Annotated in this window: 14 protein-coding genes; 13 read left to right on the top strand and 1 reads right to left on the bottom strand. The window is 65.0% G+C overall.

What is annotated here, in order from left to right; translation table 11 throughout:
• Positions 1–6 precede the first annotated feature (6 nt).
• From ruvX to ADIAG_RS21900, 11 genes are all read left to right on the top strand, one after another.
• Positions 7–510, top strand: a complete 504-nt coding sequence (ruvX, locus tag ADIAG_RS14630) for a Holliday junction resolvase RuvX (RefSeq protein WP_235045921.1) — start codon at positions 7–9, stop codon at positions 508–510.
• Between the two features lie 173 nt (positions 511–683).
• The gene (gene mltG, locus ADIAG_RS20410; RefSeq protein ID WP_007272178.1) at positions 684–2,837 is read left to right on the top strand and encodes an endolytic transglycosylase MltG; all 2,154 of its coding nucleotides are present in this window, start codon (positions 684–686) and stop codon (positions 2,835–2,837) included.
• Positions 2,837–3,796 carry a shikimate dehydrogenase family protein gene (locus tag ADIAG_RS14620; RefSeq protein WP_007272177.1) on the top strand — a complete coding sequence of 320 codons (960 nt, stop codon included), beginning with the start codon at positions 2,837–2,839 and terminating at the stop codon, positions 3,794–3,796. The genes mltG and ADIAG_RS14620 overlap by 1 nt, the downstream gene beginning before the upstream one ends.
• A 32-nt stretch (positions 3,797–3,828) precedes the next feature.
• Positions 3,829–5,031, top strand: a complete 1,203-nt coding sequence (aroC, locus tag ADIAG_RS14615; RefSeq protein ID WP_007272176.1) for a chorismate synthase — start codon at positions 3,829–3,831, stop codon at positions 5,029–5,031.
• Positions 5,028–5,564 (top strand): shikimate kinase, encoded by a 537-nt coding sequence (locus ADIAG_RS14610; RefSeq protein WP_007272175.1) that lies wholly within the window; start codon positions 5,028–5,030, stop codon positions 5,562–5,564. The genes aroC and ADIAG_RS14610 overlap by 4 nt, the downstream gene beginning before the upstream one ends.
• A gap of 201 nt (positions 5,565–5,765) precedes the next feature.
• Complete coding sequence (gene aroB / locus ADIAG_RS14605; RefSeq protein ID WP_007272174.1) at positions 5,766–6,857, top strand: 3-dehydroquinate synthase; 1,092 nt, start codon at positions 5,766–5,768, stop codon at positions 6,855–6,857.
• Positions 6,854–7,510 carry a tetratricopeptide repeat protein gene (locus tag ADIAG_RS14600; protein ID WP_007272173.1) on the top strand — a complete coding sequence of 219 codons (657 nt, stop codon included), beginning with the start codon at positions 6,854–6,856 and terminating at the stop codon, positions 7,508–7,510. The genes aroB and ADIAG_RS14600 overlap by 4 nt, the downstream gene beginning before the upstream one ends.
• 242 nt (positions 7,511–7,752) lie before the next feature.
• On the top strand, positions 7,753–8,313 hold the full coding sequence (efp, locus tag ADIAG_RS14595) for an elongation factor P (protein ID WP_007272172.1): 561 nt from the start codon (positions 7,753–7,755) through the stop codon (positions 8,311–8,313).
• On the top strand, positions 8,313–8,723 hold the full coding sequence (gene nusB, locus ADIAG_RS14590) for a transcription antitermination factor NusB (protein ID WP_007272171.1): 411 nt from the start codon (positions 8,313–8,315) through the stop codon (positions 8,721–8,723). The genes efp and nusB overlap by 1 nt, the downstream gene beginning before the upstream one ends.
• 418 nt (positions 8,724–9,141) lie before the next feature.
• Positions 9,142–10,536 carry an OFA family MFS transporter gene (locus ADIAG_RS14585; protein WP_043475214.1) on the top strand — a complete coding sequence of 465 codons (1,395 nt, stop codon included), beginning with the start codon at positions 9,142–9,144 and terminating at the stop codon, positions 10,534–10,536.
• Positions 10,537–10,698 carry an MFS transporter small subunit gene (locus ADIAG_RS21900; protein ID WP_007272169.1) on the top strand — a complete coding sequence of 54 codons (162 nt, stop codon included), beginning with the start codon at positions 10,537–10,539 and terminating at the stop codon, positions 10,696–10,698.
• Between the two features lie 129 nt (positions 10,699–10,827).
• Here the strand turns inward: ADIAG_RS21900 and ADIAG_RS14580 are convergent, their stop codons facing one another.
• Positions 10,828–12,057 carry a PrsW family intramembrane metalloprotease gene (locus ADIAG_RS14580; RefSeq protein ID WP_007272168.1) on the bottom strand — a complete coding sequence of 410 codons (1,230 nt, stop codon included), beginning with the start codon at positions 12,055–12,057 and terminating at the stop codon, positions 10,828–10,830.
• Positions 12,058–12,151: 94 nt separating this feature from the next.
• On the opposite strand from ADIAG_RS14580, the gene pyrR reads away from it, so the two are divergent.
• Complete coding sequence (gene pyrR / locus ADIAG_RS14575; RefSeq protein ID WP_007272167.1) at positions 12,152–12,742, top strand: bifunctional pyr operon transcriptional regulator/uracil phosphoribosyltransferase PyrR; 591 nt, start codon at positions 12,152–12,154, stop codon at positions 12,740–12,742.
• Positions 12,739–13,743, top strand: a complete 1,005-nt coding sequence (locus ADIAG_RS14570) for an aspartate carbamoyltransferase catalytic subunit (protein WP_007272166.1) — start codon at positions 12,739–12,741, stop codon at positions 13,741–13,743. Before pyrR ends, ADIAG_RS14570 begins: the two co-directional genes overlap by 4 nt.
• The last annotated feature ends 16 nt before the right edge of the window (positions 13,744–13,759 follow it).

Here is a 13,759-nt window from a genome sequence, read left to right as displayed (position 1 = left end):
ACCCTGGTGCCGAGGCCCGGGGTGCTGCTCGGCGTCGACGTGGGCATGGCCCGCGTCGGCGTCGCGGCCAGCGACCGTCACGGTGTCTTGGCCACTCCGGTCAAGACGCTTAAGCGGGACCTCAAGAAATCCAGCGATATTTCGATGCTGGTCAAGCTTGTCCAGGAACGCGAAGTCGCACAAATATTCGTGGGGCTGCCGCGTTCCATGTCCGGGGGCGAAACTGCGTCCACCACCATGGCCCGTGATTATGCTCGTGACTTGGCTAAAGCCTTGGCTCGCACAGACGTTGTGGCTGAAGTCCGGCTGGTTGATGAGCGCCTGACCACTGTCAGTGCCCACCGCGCTCTACATCAGGCCGGTCTTGACGGGCGGAAGCACCGTGCAGTGGTCGATCAGGTCGCCGCTGTCGAAATCCTCCAACAAGTGCTTGAAATGCGCAGGAATGGGCAGATTGACCCGGGACAGCTGGCTAAGGCGCACGAGTATGGGTCTGGCGATGGCAGCTGAGCCCAGAGGGGCCGTCGAGCTTGGGCAGCGGAATTCCCGAGCGAAACGGCCCGGGAGCGCTGCCTGTTATCAATCGTTTAGGTTACGATCGCATGACATCTCATTCGGCTGATGAAGTGGGCCTGCGTCGCCCCTCGGCTACTACGTTGCCTGCGGGCAAGGGAGAAAACCGTATGACAAAAGAATCGTCCAACGATTCATCGCGCCACGAATCGGGGATATCACCCCGACGTGCCGCCCGCGCCGCGCGCGAGAATGCAGAGCGCGAGCGTCTCGTGGAGCAGCAAAGCAACGGAGACCCCGTTGCCGGTCAAACTGCGCAGTCTGATGGAGCCCCGGCCCGACACGGAAACGCCGAACACCATGCAGCCGCCAACTCTGTGGAATCCGCCAAGGTAGCCAAGACTTTGACGGCTGCCGACCCCGCGGAGGAAACCGAAGCGCCCGATGCGGCCGAGAAAGAACGCGTAGCCCTCGCCGATGCCGAATCGGCAGCCGAGGCGAAACGTATCCACGAGGTTGCTCTCGAACGCGCCAAGTCCCGGGAAGCGGCCCAACGCGTTCGCACCCAAAGTGCACTGCGCGCCCGTCAGGAAGCCATCGAGGCCCAACGCGCCGCCGCCGAACGCGTGCGCCAGACATTGCGAGCCAATGCCGCACCCTTACGGGATCGTTCCGCCAGCGCCCGCGGCACAGCCGGCACGAGTGCAACTGAAGCCTCGAGCCTGGCCAGCAAACATGAATCGGCCCAGAAGTCCCCAAAAACACCCTTCGACCAGGACGCCGGGCAACAGCGCCCGGTGGCAGCGGAGGAAACGCCGACAACGGAACCGGCGCCTCATGACAATCGTGTAGCCGAGGTCCCGCACAAACCTGCCGTTGTTCATCCACCCCGCCCTACCTCGGCCCCGATCAGTCCACCGGCAGCCGCCCCGTCACCCACGGTTGAAGCACAGTCATCGCCAAGCGCCTCCGGTTCCGAATCAGATTCCGAACACGGTGAGCCAATCGTCGCCGATGAGGTTGCCGACGATTTCACAGCGACACAGCCGTCCGAGGACGCGCCCGAAGATCTCGATGGACTCCCACTTGGCGAGGACATCGATGGGCACCTGGTGTCCGGGACCGACGAGTTCGAACATTCAGAGGACTACCAAGACCCCGAGCCCATCTATGCAGCTGAGCCCCGCGATCCGGAACCTGAAGGCCCGATGAGGCGCGAGAATCTGTTCCTGACCTCAGGAAAGTCCGGTCGCGAGGTGCGCAAGGCCCGTCGTCGCCGCCGCAACTGGGTTGTCATGGCCGTGTTGGCGGGTTTCTGCGCCGTAGTTTTCGGCGTTGGGCTGTTCCTGCAGGGCTTGCTGTCCAAGCTGAACCCCGAGGATTATCCCGCGCCCGGAGGCGAGGAGATCGCCTTCGAAGTTAAGCCCGGCTGGGGCCAGCGGCAAATCAGTCGCGAACTGGAAACCCGAGACATTGTCTCCAACGACAAACTGTTCCTGGAATCGGTCCAGTTGGTGGAGGCTGAAAGCCGGGAGATCCACCCCGGGACGTATCACCTGCGCCTGCAGATGCCGGCCCTTGATGCCGCTACGATCCTGATCGGTGAACCCGCGGAGAAGGTTTCCTACGTCGCCATCAAGCAGAACGTTCGCATGAGCCAGGTCCTCGAGGAGATTGAAAAAGGCACCGGAATTCCGGTTGCCGAGCTCAGCGCCTTGGCCAAGGATCCCGGCGCCTTCGGTATCAAGTCCGAGGCCAAAAATCTCGAAGGCTACCTGCACCCGGGGGAGTACCGCTTCCCCTTGGACGCCGATGCCAAGACGGTGCTCCAGAGTATGGTCGACGCGACGACTAAGAAGTTGAGCGAGAACGGCGTTACCGAGGCGGACAAGCAGTATCACGTGCTGAAGGTCGCCTCGATTCTGCAAGCCGAGGCACGCAAGGACGACTACGGCACGGTGGCAGGAGCACTGGAGAACCGGTTGCACCCGAAGAACACCGAGACCGGCGGTCTGCTGCAGGTCGACTCGAGTGTGATCTATGGGTTGGACCGGTACACCCTGCAGATCACTAAGGACGAAAAAGTCGACGCGGGAAACCCGTACAACACCTACGTGCACAAGGGCCTTCCGCCGACGCCGATCGGCTCACCGGGGGATGCTGCCATCAAGGCCGCAGCCAAGCCAACGCCGAATGACTACTACTACTGGGTCACGGTGGACATCGACAGCGGTGAAACGAAATTCGCCAAGACTTACGCCGAACACCAGGTGAACCAGAACGAATTCCGTGCCTGGTGCGCGGCCAATGAGGACGTGTGCTAATGACGCCATCGAACCCCGCGCCCGCACAAACCCCTGGTGGTGCGCTGCGCGCGGCGGTGCTGGGGCATCCGATCGGCCATTCGCGCTCCCCGCTGCTGCATGCGGCCGCCTACAAGGCGCTGGGCGTGGACATCGACTATGCGGCGATCGATATCCAGCCCGAAGCCGCGGGCCGTTTCGCCGCGCGACTACGCACCGAACCCGGATGGGTCGGGGTCTCGGTGACCATGCCGATGAAGGACGCGCTGGTGCCGTTTCTTGACGAGCGCTCGGATCGGGTGCGACGACTCGGCGCCTTGAACACCATCGTGGTCCGGCATACCGACCACGGGGTGCGGCTCTTTGGCTACAACACCGATATCGATGGCATCGTGCACTCGATCCGGGCAGCCTCGCCGGCGCTGACCGCTCCTGCCGAGCGCCGTGCAGCGATCCTGGGGGCCGGCAACACCGCGCTGGCAGCCCTCGAAGCCTGCGCAGATCTCGGGTTCAGCCACGTGGACCTCGTGGTGCGTAACCCGGAACGGGCCGCGCAGACGCTGTTGCTGGCGGCAGAGCTGGGACTTATTGCAGCTACCGTGAGTGCCGTTGAAGCCGCCGAACTGCTGCCTCGCTACGGCGCCGTCATTTCAACACTGCCGGCCCATGCCGCAGATCCCCTCTGTGTCACCCTCGGGCTGGAAGCCGATCCCGGGGTGGGACTAACCCCTGCATCCGAGCGGCCGCAGGGTGCCGGGATCCTGGCTCCCGGCGCGGTGCTGCTCGATGTCGCTTACGACCCCTGGCCCTCGGCCTTGGCCTCCGCCTGGGAGCGCGCCGGAGGCACGGTCGTGTCTGGACTAGAGATGCTGGTGTACCAGGGTGTCGAGCAGGTCAAATTTTTTTCCGGTGTCCACGATGCGGACTGGGACCACGTCACAAATGTGATGTGCGACGCAGTGGGGCTGTCCCGGCCCTGATCGGACCCGTTTCGCATGGCAGGATGGAGTGCATGTTGCGTTGGTTGACGGCGGGCGAATCACACGGCCCCGCATTGGTTGGAATTATCGAGGGAATGCCCGCGGGCGTTACCATCTCTTCTCAGGATGTGCGCGATGCCTTGGCGCGCCGCCGCCTCGGCTATGGCCGCGGAGCGAGAATGAAGTTCGAGCAGGACGAGGTCTCCTTCGTCGGCGGGGTGCGCCACGGGCTCACCCAGGGCGGTCCGGTGGCCATCGAGGTGGGAAACACCGAGTGGCCCAAGTGGGAAAAGGTCATGAACCCCGACGCCGTGGACCCCGAGGAGCTCGCGTCGATGGCGCGCAACGCGCCTTTGACCCGCCCGCGTCCCGGACATGCGGACTTCACCGGCATGCAGAAATATGGTTTTGACGACGCCCGCCCGGTCCTGGAGCGTGCCTCAGCACGCGAAACCGCGGCCCGCGTCGCGCTGGGCTCGGTGGCCTCCAACTTCCTGGCCCAACTCGGTGTCGAGCTGGTCTCCCACACCGTCTCGGTCGGCACCGTCGCCTCCCCGGAAAATTCCGTGCTGCCGCGCGCCGCCGACGTCCGGGCGCTGGACGCCGACCCGCTGCGCTGCTTCGACTCCGAGACCTCCGCGGCCATGGTGGCCGAGGTCGACGCCGCCCACAAGGAGGGCGAGACCCTCGGTGGCATCGTCGAGGTGCTCGCCTACAATCTTCCCCCCGGGCTGGGCTCCTACGTGCACTGGGACCGCCGCCTCGATGCGCGCCTGGCCGGCGCGCTGATGGGCATCCAGGCCATCAAGGGCGTGGAGGTCGGAGACGGCTTCCTGACCGCTTCGCGGCGCGGATCTGCCGCCCACGACGAGATCGTGCGTGGCGAGGACGGGGTCATCGATCGCTCCGGCAACAAGGCCGGGGGCATCGAGGGCGGCATGAGCATCGGAGATGTGTTGCGTGTGCGTGCGGCCATGAAGCCGATCGCCACCGTCCCGCGCGCCCTGCGCACCATCGACACCGCCACCGGTGAAGAAACCACCGCCCACCACCAGCGTTCGGATGTCTGTGCGGTTCCCGCCGCGGGCGTCGTCGCCGAGGCGATGGTCGCTCTGGTGTTGGCCCAGGCCATGCTCGAGAAGTTCGGTGGTGACTCGGTCACCGAGGTCAAGCGCAACATCGACTCCTACCTCGCGGCCATCCCCGAGAACCTGGGTTCGGTCCGCACCTCATGAGCACCCCGATCTTCCTGATCGGTCCGATGGCCAGCGGCAAGAGCGCCGTGGGTGCGCTCTTGGCCGGCCTGTTGGGAACCACCCTGATCGACACCGACGCCCGCGTCATCGCGGCCCACGGCAGCATCCCGGAGATCTTCGCAGCCCACGGAGAAGCCGGATTCCGCCGCTTTGAATCCGAAGTGATGGCCGCCGCCGTGCCCACACAGGCCCAGCGCGAGGCCAGGGCCACGGCCCCCGCCGTGGTCGCCACCGGCGGCGGATCGGTGCTCGCAGAGGCCAACCGCGAATTGCTGGCCCACGGCTTCTGCGTCTACCTGCTCACCGACGAGGCCGACGTGGCGCAGCGCATCGGCGCCGACACCACCCGACCGCTGCTGGGCAGCAACCCGTTGGAGGCCTGGGCGCGCATTTTTGCCATGCGCAGCGATCTCTACGAGCGCACCGCCACCGTGATCATCGACACCCGGGGGAAGAGACCTGGGCAGATTGCCGGAGCGATCCTCGCCGCCTATCGTGATGCCGGACACTGAAGCACCACATCAGCACGGCAAACACGTAGGCTTAAGCCTGACCTGGGGTGCATTCGTGCACCCGGAACATGGCCGATGTTCATTCGCAAGGACGCGGATGACGCGTCATCATCACACGCCCACGCACCGCAGCTCCTGCACCGGCAAGATCCGGACGACGGGAGACCGGGCGTGCAACGTAGCACTTTGGAGGATCCAACGATGAACCCCGCACCTACGACGATTTCCGTCACCGGATCGGCTCCAGCCGAGAACTATGACGTCATCGTCGGCAACGGCTTGCTGGGCCGACTGCCCGGTCTGCTGGGCGAGCGCGTGAAAAAGGTCCTCATCATCCACCCCCGGGCACTGCGCGTCACCGGTGACATCGTCAAGGCAGACCTCGAGGCAGCAGGCTACGCAGCGATGGTCGCCGAGATCCCCGACGCCGAAGAAGGCAAGCACATCGAGGTTGCCTCGTTCTGCTGGCAGGTGCTGGGCAAGAACGACTTCACGCGTTCCGATGCCATCGTGGCGGTCGGCGGCGGCGCCGTGACCGACCTGGCCGGCTTCGTGGCTGCCACCTGGCTGCGCGGCACCAAGGTCATTCACCTCCCGACCTCCCTGCTGGGCATGGTCGATGCCGCAGTGGGCGGGAAGACCGGCATCAATACCGCCGAGGGCAAGAACCTCGTCGGGGCCTTTCACCCGCCGGCCGGTGTGCTGGTGGACCTGGACACCCTGGCCACGCTTCCGAAGAACGAACTGGTGACAGGCCTGGCCGAGGTCGTGAAGTGCGGCTTCATCGCCGACGAGCGCATCCTGGAGCTCATCGAGGAGGACCCGGCCGACGCCACCGACGCCACCTCGGCCCGGCTGCGCGAACTCATCGAGCGCGCCATCGCGGTCAAGGCCAAGATCGTCTCGAGCGACCTGCGCGAGTCCGGGGAGCGCGAATACCTGAACTACGGCCACACCCTGGCCCACTCCATCGAGCTGGCCGAACGCTACTCGATGCGCCACGGAGCGGCCGTTTCCATCGGTCTGGCCTTCGCCGCCGAGCTGGGCCGCAGCGTCGGACGCACCCCCGACGCCGTCGCCGACCGCCACCTGAGCATCCTCAAGGCCCTCGGACTGCCCACCAGTTACCGCGGGGATCGCTGGCAGACCCTGCTTGACGGGATGCGCCGGGACAAGAAGACCCGCGGGGACCTGTTGCGCTTCGTCGTACTGGATGCCATCGGCAGCCCACGCATGCTCGAAGTCCCGGACACCTCCCTCTTGTTCGCCGCCTACCAGGAGATCGCCGAATGATCACCGCACCGGAGAATGACCTGACCCATACGCAGGCGCTTGTGCAAGTTCCGGCCGGGGGCTTGGAGCCTCGCCCACGCCAAAACATCGAATCGGGCATCCCCGGGGTTCGGCTGAACCCGGCGCTGATGCGTCATGAGATTGCCGATGCCGAACTGGCCGCCGAAACCCTGCGCACCGGACCTGCCTCCTGGCAGGTGGTGGTGCTGCTGGCCAAGAACGAGCTGGGCGCCGCCAGCGAACTGGTCGCCGAGACACGCTTCATCGACCCGCAGGACTTCGCCATGCGCGTCCTTGATACCTCGCTGACCCGCGCCTCGGGTGACTCGCAGCGGGCCATCAGCCGGCTGCGCGCGCTGCTCACCGAGTTCAAGGACACCGAGCATGAAGCGGTCCTGCAGCAGCACTTAGGTTTCGCCTATGTAGAATCCGGGGATCTGTTGGCCGCGGCCAACCGTTTCCGCAAGGCCCTGGACCTGCGCACCGCCGCCGGAGCCGACGCCCACCTGATCGAATCCTCGCGTGCCTGCCTGGAATCGGTGCTCCAGTACCTCGGGGCGGGGGACGACGGTGCCGACACGCCGCACCCGGCTGCAGTCCATGCCGCCGACCAGCCCGCCGCAGCACAAGATCCCGCAGGCGAGGAACACTAGTTATTCCACCCGGCGGCAGGCTCCGTTGCCGCACCCTGACCCCGCACCGCAGATTCAATGGTGCCGGGTCGGGGTCTGGCAGATCACCATCGGGTATTGCTCGGGCCGCGGCCTAGGTGCGCTAAACTTAATCTTGGATTTTTGACAACACGCTCGAAGTTGCCGCTGAGCGGCGGCTTCAGCCCGCCAGCGCCCCAGCGCCCCGGCGAGCCGATGGGGCGCATACGGAAGAAGAGTAGATCGTGGCATCAACGACCGACATCAAGAATGGACAGGTCCTCAAGATCGAGGGCCAGCTCTGGACCATCATGGAGTTCCAGCATGTGAAGCCCGGCAAGGGTGGCGCATTCGTGCGTACCAAGATGCGTAACGTGCTCACCGGCCGAGTGCTGGAGAAGACCTACAACGCCGGTGCCAAGATAGAGACCGCTACCGTTGACCGCCGCGACTACCAGTACCTGTACCAGGACGGCGAAGACTTCGTGTTCATGGACCTGAGCGACTACGACCAGATCACCGTCTTGGGCAACACCGTGGGCGACGCCGCCGGCTTCATGCTGGAGAGCCAGAACGTCACCATCGCGATGCACGAAGGCTCCCCGCTGTACGTCGAGCTGCCCCCGTCGGTGGTCCTGGAGATCACCTACACCGAGCCGGGCCTGCAGGGTGACCGATCCTCGGCCGGCACCAAGCCTGCCACGCTGGAAACCGGCAAGGAGATCCAGGTGCCGCTGTTCGTTAACCAGAACACCAAGGTCAAGGTCGACACCCGCACCGGCGATTACCTGGGGCGTGTCTCCTAGTGAGCGCACGCTCCAAGGCCCGTCGCCGGGCACTTGACATTCTTTTTGAAGCCGAACAGCGCGATGTCTCGCCACTGGCGGCCATGCGCCTGCGCCGTGAAGCCACGGACATCACCATCAACGAGTACACGGTGACCCTCATCGAGGGCGTCATGAGTGAGCTGGATCGGATCGATGAGATCCTCGATTCCTACTCCAAGGGCTGGACCGTGGAGCGCATGCCCACCGTGGACCGCACCGCGCTGCGCATCGGCGCTTGGGAAGTGTTGTACAACAACGACGTTCCCGACGGTGTCGCCGTGGCCGAGGCAGTGGCCCTGGTCCGCGAACTGTCCACCGACGAGTCCCCGGAATTCGTCAACGGACTACTGGGACGCATCCAACAGATGAAGCCGACGCTGCTGGCCTAGCCCCAGCGTTATCAGCTCTCCGCCGGCCGGCGGGAACCCGAATTCCGTCGGGCTCCCGCCGGCCGCGGTGCGTTAAGCGGTGTTTCCATGCCTGGTGCCAGCGCTTCACACCCCGCCGGAACACCCCGCCCGCACTTTCCTCAGGCGCGTCTTTCTCAGGTTTCCGGCCCAGGGTTCCGCGCCGGGGCGTCACCGCGCCCGGAGCCCAGCGACGCCCGGGGGGAGGCCCGCTAAAAAGTCCCGGCGAACCGGTCCTGGCCAGAGGTTTTGCCTCACGGCGCGGGGGGTACCGTTCGCGCTGTGTGGTGTGGCACACTATGTCGGTGGGGCGTAGTTGTCGAATCATGATCGGTGTCTGGTCCCGGTGACACCCGCGTCCGCACTGATGTACCGACGCACAGAACTAGAGGAGAACCAGTTGAAATGGCTTGACCGCTCGCGCACCATCGCCCCACCAGGCTTCAACCGCTGGCTGATCCCGCCGGCGGCCCTGGCCGTACACCTGTGCATCGGCCAGGCCTACGCCACCAGCGTCTACAAATCGGCCCTGATCGGCCACTTCGAGGTCTCCCAAACGGCCATCGGGGTGATCTTCTCCATCGCGATCGTGATGCTGGGACTTTCCGCGGCCATCATGGGCACCTGGGTCGAGCGCAGCGGGCCGCGCAAGTCGATGTTCGTCGCGGCAGCCTTCTGGGGTGTCGGCTTCCTGGTCGGCGGCCTAGGAATCTTCACCTCCCAGCTTTGGCTGGTGTACCTCGGTTACGGATTCATCGGCGGCATCGGGCTGGGCATCGGGTATATCTCCCCGGTCTCCACGCTGATGAAGTGGTTCCCGGACCGCCCCGGGATGGCCACCGGCATGGCCATCATGGGTTTCGGGGGAGGGGCACTGATCGCCTCCCCGATGTCCGGGGCACTGCTGAAGTTCTTCGATGGGTTCAACCCGGCCACCGACGGAGCGGACTGGGTGGCCTCGGGCAGTTCGGTCGGCAAACTCTTTGTGACCCTCGGGGTGCTGTACTTCGTGGTGATGATGTACGGGGTGCTCAACATCCGCGTTCCCGACCCGGGATGGAAGCCCAACGGCTGGGACCCGTCCAAGACCGCGGCCAAGGACATGGTCACCTCCAACCACGTCTCGGCGTCCAACGCCATCAAGACCCGCAGTTTCTGGCTTGTCTGGACGGCGCTGTTCTTGAATGTGACAGCCGGCATCGGCATCCTGGAACAGGCCTCACCGATGATCCAAGACTTCTTCCGCGGCGCGGACGGAAATTCTGCGGTCAACGCGGGTATCGCCGCCGGCTTTGTGGGCATGCTGTCCATCGGCAACATGGCCGGACGCTTCATCTGGTCCAGCACCTCGGATGTCATCGGACGTAAGCGCATCTACATGGTCTACCTGGGCGTCGGTGCGCTGTTCTATGTGGTGTTGGCCTTCTTCGGCGGCAGTTCGATGCTGCTCTTCGTGGCGATGGCCGTGGTGATCATCAGCTTCTACGGCGGATCCTTCTCCACCGCACCTGCCTACCTGAAGGACCTCTTCGGCACCTTCCAGGTCGGTGCCATTCACGGGCGCCTGCTCACCGCATGGTCGGCGGCCGGCATTGCCGGACCGCTGATCGTCAACGGGCTGCTTGACGCCCAGGGTAAACCCGGGACGATGAACGCGCACAACTACCTGCCGGTCCTGCTGACCATGGTGGTGCTTCTGATCATCGGCTTCATCGCCACCACGCTGATCCGTCCCGTCGATGCCAAGTACCACGAACCGGAGGAAGAGCTCGCCTCCTCCAGGAAAGGATCCTAGATGCAAGCGCACCCTCATGATGCAGTCGCGGCCGAGCCCTCGGGCGACGTCCCGGTGAACCCTGCCACCGGCCGACTCATTTTCGGCTGGCTACTGGTCGGGCTCCCCTTGGCCTACGGGGTCATCACCACGCTTTCGCGGGTTGGCCAGCTCTTCGGCTAGCTCGGCCTCGTCGTGTTTTCCCGTCTATATCAGCGGGGAAACACGACGGATCCACGGGAAAAACACTGGGCCTTCCGGCATGTCGCTCACGCGGCACGCCGGAAGGCCCCCTTGGTCCGTGTCGGGGTCTTAGATCCCTGCCAGCAGCTGTGCCCGCTGCCGGTGCGACTGGTGCAGCAGTGCCACTTCGCGGGAAACATCGAACCCCGTGGCATTCCCGGCAGCGATCCGGTGGCGCACCGCGGCGAGGTTCATCGCGGTGGAGGTGAAGTCCTTCATGATCCGGCGTCGGCCGATGGCCGAGGCCCAACGCCGTGCCTGGCGACGCCCTGCACGCGTGGCGAACATCGTCACCTCGGCGGCAGTGAACCAGCCGCTGGCCCGGTACTCGTCCAGCCGCAGCCGGGTCAGCTTCCGCTCGGCGCGCTGCAGCAGCAGCACCGCGACGATGGAGGCCACAAAGAGCGGGACCTGCAGCATGAAGTAGAAGCTCAGGAAGTCAGAAAACAGGATTCCGATGCCGCCGTTCCACAAGAAGTGGCCGATCATCGCCGGCATCAGGCCCAGCAGTAGGTATAGCGGCCAGCGGCGCCGGGCACCGCGTTCGGCGCACATCCCCAGCGCGAAACCGGTCCATGCGGTGAACATCACATGGGCGAAGGGGGAGAAGAGCCCGCGCAGCACAAAGACCGTGGCTAATTCCTCCGGTGCGGCAGCCCCGAGGTAGCTGTCAGCGAAGTACAGAATGTTCTCGGTGAAGGCGAATCCGGCCCCCACCATTCCGCCGTAGACGATCCCGTCGATCGGCCCATCGAAGTGGGCCCGGTTGATCCAGAAGATCAGCAGCACCCCGGCACCCTTGGCCAGTTCCTCCACGATGGGCGCCTGGATGACGGCACCGAACAAGTCCATGTTCAAAGCCCCTGTGGGGTCGAAGAATACCTCGGTGAAAATGTCTCCGACTAGCAGCGATCCGGCGACCGAGGCTCCTGCTCCCCAGAAGACCGCCAACAGCAATAACACGCGTGGTTCCGGGTCCCAACGGTCCACCCAGCGCAGTCCCAGCAGGCACAAACCCAGGGGAACCATGGCCAGTATCCCGAGCCAGAGCACCGTGCCGGAACCAAAGATTTCGGATAGGAACCAGGCCACACCCAGCAGCACCACGGTGCATCCCACCAGCGCCCAGGTAACCGCAGAACCAATCCCGTGGTGAAGCTTGCGGGGCCCGGCGCTCGGATTCGAGCCCGGGGGATATCCGGGGGATCCGTGAGCGGAAGAAGTGGCCCAGGGGTCCAACGGGTCAGCATGCGGGGAGAGGTGCGGCGTGGGTTGCTGAGGGTGTGAGGTAATGCGCATGACTCAAATCCTACGTGGGGCACGCCCTGTGATAATTTTGAAACAGCAAGCAACCTTTAAATTCCGTCCTGTGAGGCGGGGAAGGAGGCCGCACATGAGCAACGAGCCCACAGATGCCCGTGCCCTCGCGCCCATTAGTGCCCGAATTGTCCTCTCGAGCGAAGACATCGATCGGGTTCTCACCCGTATCGCCCACGAAATCATCGAGGCCAACAAGGGTGTTGAGGATTTGGTGCTGTTAGGCATCCCCTCCCGCGGATTCCCGCTGGCCCAACGCCTGGCCCAACGCATCGCCGCCACTTCACCGGGCATGGATCCAGCATCTATCACCGGTCAGCTGGATGTCACGATGTACCGCGACGATTTGCGCCGCTCCACCACCCGCACCCCGGTGCCCACCGTTCTTCCGGTGAGCGGCATCGACGACAAGGTCGTGGTGCTGGTCGATGACGTGCTCTACTCCGGACGCACCATCCGCGCTGCGCTGGACGCCATCGCCGACTTCGGCCGCCCACGCATCGTCCGGCTGGCCGTCCTGGTGGACCGCGGACACCGCGAACTTCCGATTCGTGCAGATCACGTCGGCAAAAACCTGCCCACCGCCACCACCGAAAAAGTACGGGTGCACCTGGCAGAGGTCGACGGGGCCAACAACAACGAAGTCGTTATCGAGGCCCACGCATGAAACACCTGCTCTCCACCCTGGATCTCTCACGTGCCGACGCGATCCGCATCTTGGACATCGCCGAAGAAATGGCCGCGGTAGGCACCCGTCAGGTCAAGAAGCTTCCGGCACTGCGCGGACGCACCGTGGTGAACCTGTTCTTCGAAGACTCCACCCGCACCCGGATCTCCTTTGAGGCAGCCGCCAAACGCCTCAGCGCCGATGTGATCAACTTTTCCGCCAAGGGTTCCTCGGTCTCCAAGGGCGAATCGCTCAAGGACACCGCCCAGACCCTGCAGGCCATCGGCGCCGACGCCGTGGTCATTCGGCACGGTGCCTCCGGGGCCCCGGCCCGGCTGGCCGCCACCGACTGGATCGACGCCCCGGTGGTCAACGCCGGGGACGGCACCCACGAGCACCCCACCCAGGCGCTGCTCGATGCCTTCACGCTGCGCACCCACTGGTCCGCGCTGCACGGACACACCTCCTCGGGCTCGGATTTGGCCGGGATGCGCGTGGCCATCGTCGGGGACATCCTGCACTCGAGGGTGGCCCGCTCCAACCTCTGGCTGCTGCGCACCCTGGGCGCCGAGGTGACCATGGTTGCCCCTCCCACGCTGCTGCCGCACGGTTCGAACGTGTGGCCGTGCACCATCAGCTTCGACCTGGATGCCACCCTGGCCACCGGCGTCGATGCGGTGATGATGTTGCGGGTGCAGGGGGAGCGCATGCACGATTCCTTCTTCCCCAACACCCGCGAGTACTCGCGGCTCTGGGGGTTCGACGACGCCCGCCTGGCGGCACTGGATGCCACGGATTCCGGCGAGACCATCATCATGCACCCGGGCCCGATGAACCGCGGCCTGGAAATATCCTCTGCGGCCGCCGATTCGCCCCGCTCCACCGTGCTGGCCCAGGTGGCCAACGGTGTGGCGGTGCGCATGGCCGTGCTGTACCTACTGCTATCGGGGGACCAGCCGCGTCCCGCCCCCTCGGACGCCATCCGTCCGGCCGGCCTGTAAAGAAACGGGAGTCAAT

The sequence above is a fragment of the Paeniglutamicibacter gangotriensis Lz1y genome (assembly GCF_000348945.1).
In the GTDB taxonomy this organism is placed as follows: domain Bacteria; phylum Actinomycetota; class Actinomycetes; order Actinomycetales; family Micrococcaceae; genus Paeniglutamicibacter; species Paeniglutamicibacter gangotriensis.
This window is presented reverse-complemented; position numbering and strand designations above follow the sequence as displayed.

Excerpts from the sequence above, each read along its gene's own strand:
- ADIAG_RS14600 (WP_007272173.1), top strand. The coding sequence starts at position 6,854 with ATGATCACCGCACCGGAGAATGACCTGACCCATACGCAGGCGCTTGTG.
- ADIAG_RS14570 (WP_007272166.1), top strand. The coding sequence starts at position 12,739 with ATGAAACACCTGCTCTCCACCCTGGATCTCTCACGTGCCGACGCGATC.
- ADIAG_RS14610 (WP_007272175.1), top strand. The coding sequence starts at position 5,028 with ATGAGCACCCCGATCTTCCTGATCGGTCCGATGGCCAGCGGCAAGAGC.
- pyrR (WP_007272167.1), top strand. The coding sequence starts at position 12,152 with ATGAGCAACGAGCCCACAGATGCCCGTGCCCTCGCGCCCATTAGTGCC.
- ADIAG_RS21900 (WP_007272169.1), top strand. The coding sequence starts at position 10,537 with ATGCAAGCGCACCCTCATGATGCAGTCGCGGCCGAGCCCTCGGGCGAC.
- aroC (WP_007272176.1), top strand. The coding sequence starts at position 3,829 with ATGTTGCGTTGGTTGACGGCGGGCGAATCACACGGCCCCGCATTGGTT.
- mltG (WP_007272178.1), top strand. The coding sequence starts at position 684 with ATGACAAAAGAATCGTCCAACGATTCATCGCGCCACGAATCGGGGATA.
- ADIAG_RS14620 (WP_007272177.1), top strand. The coding sequence starts at position 2,837 with ATGACGCCATCGAACCCCGCGCCCGCACAAACCCCTGGTGGTGCGCTG.
- ADIAG_RS14580 (WP_007272168.1), bottom strand. The coding sequence starts at position 12,057 with ATGCGCATTACCTCACACCCTCAGCAACCCACGCCGCACCTCTCCCCG.
- aroB (WP_007272174.1), top strand. The coding sequence starts at position 5,766 with ATGAACCCCGCACCTACGACGATTTCCGTCACCGGATCGGCTCCAGCC.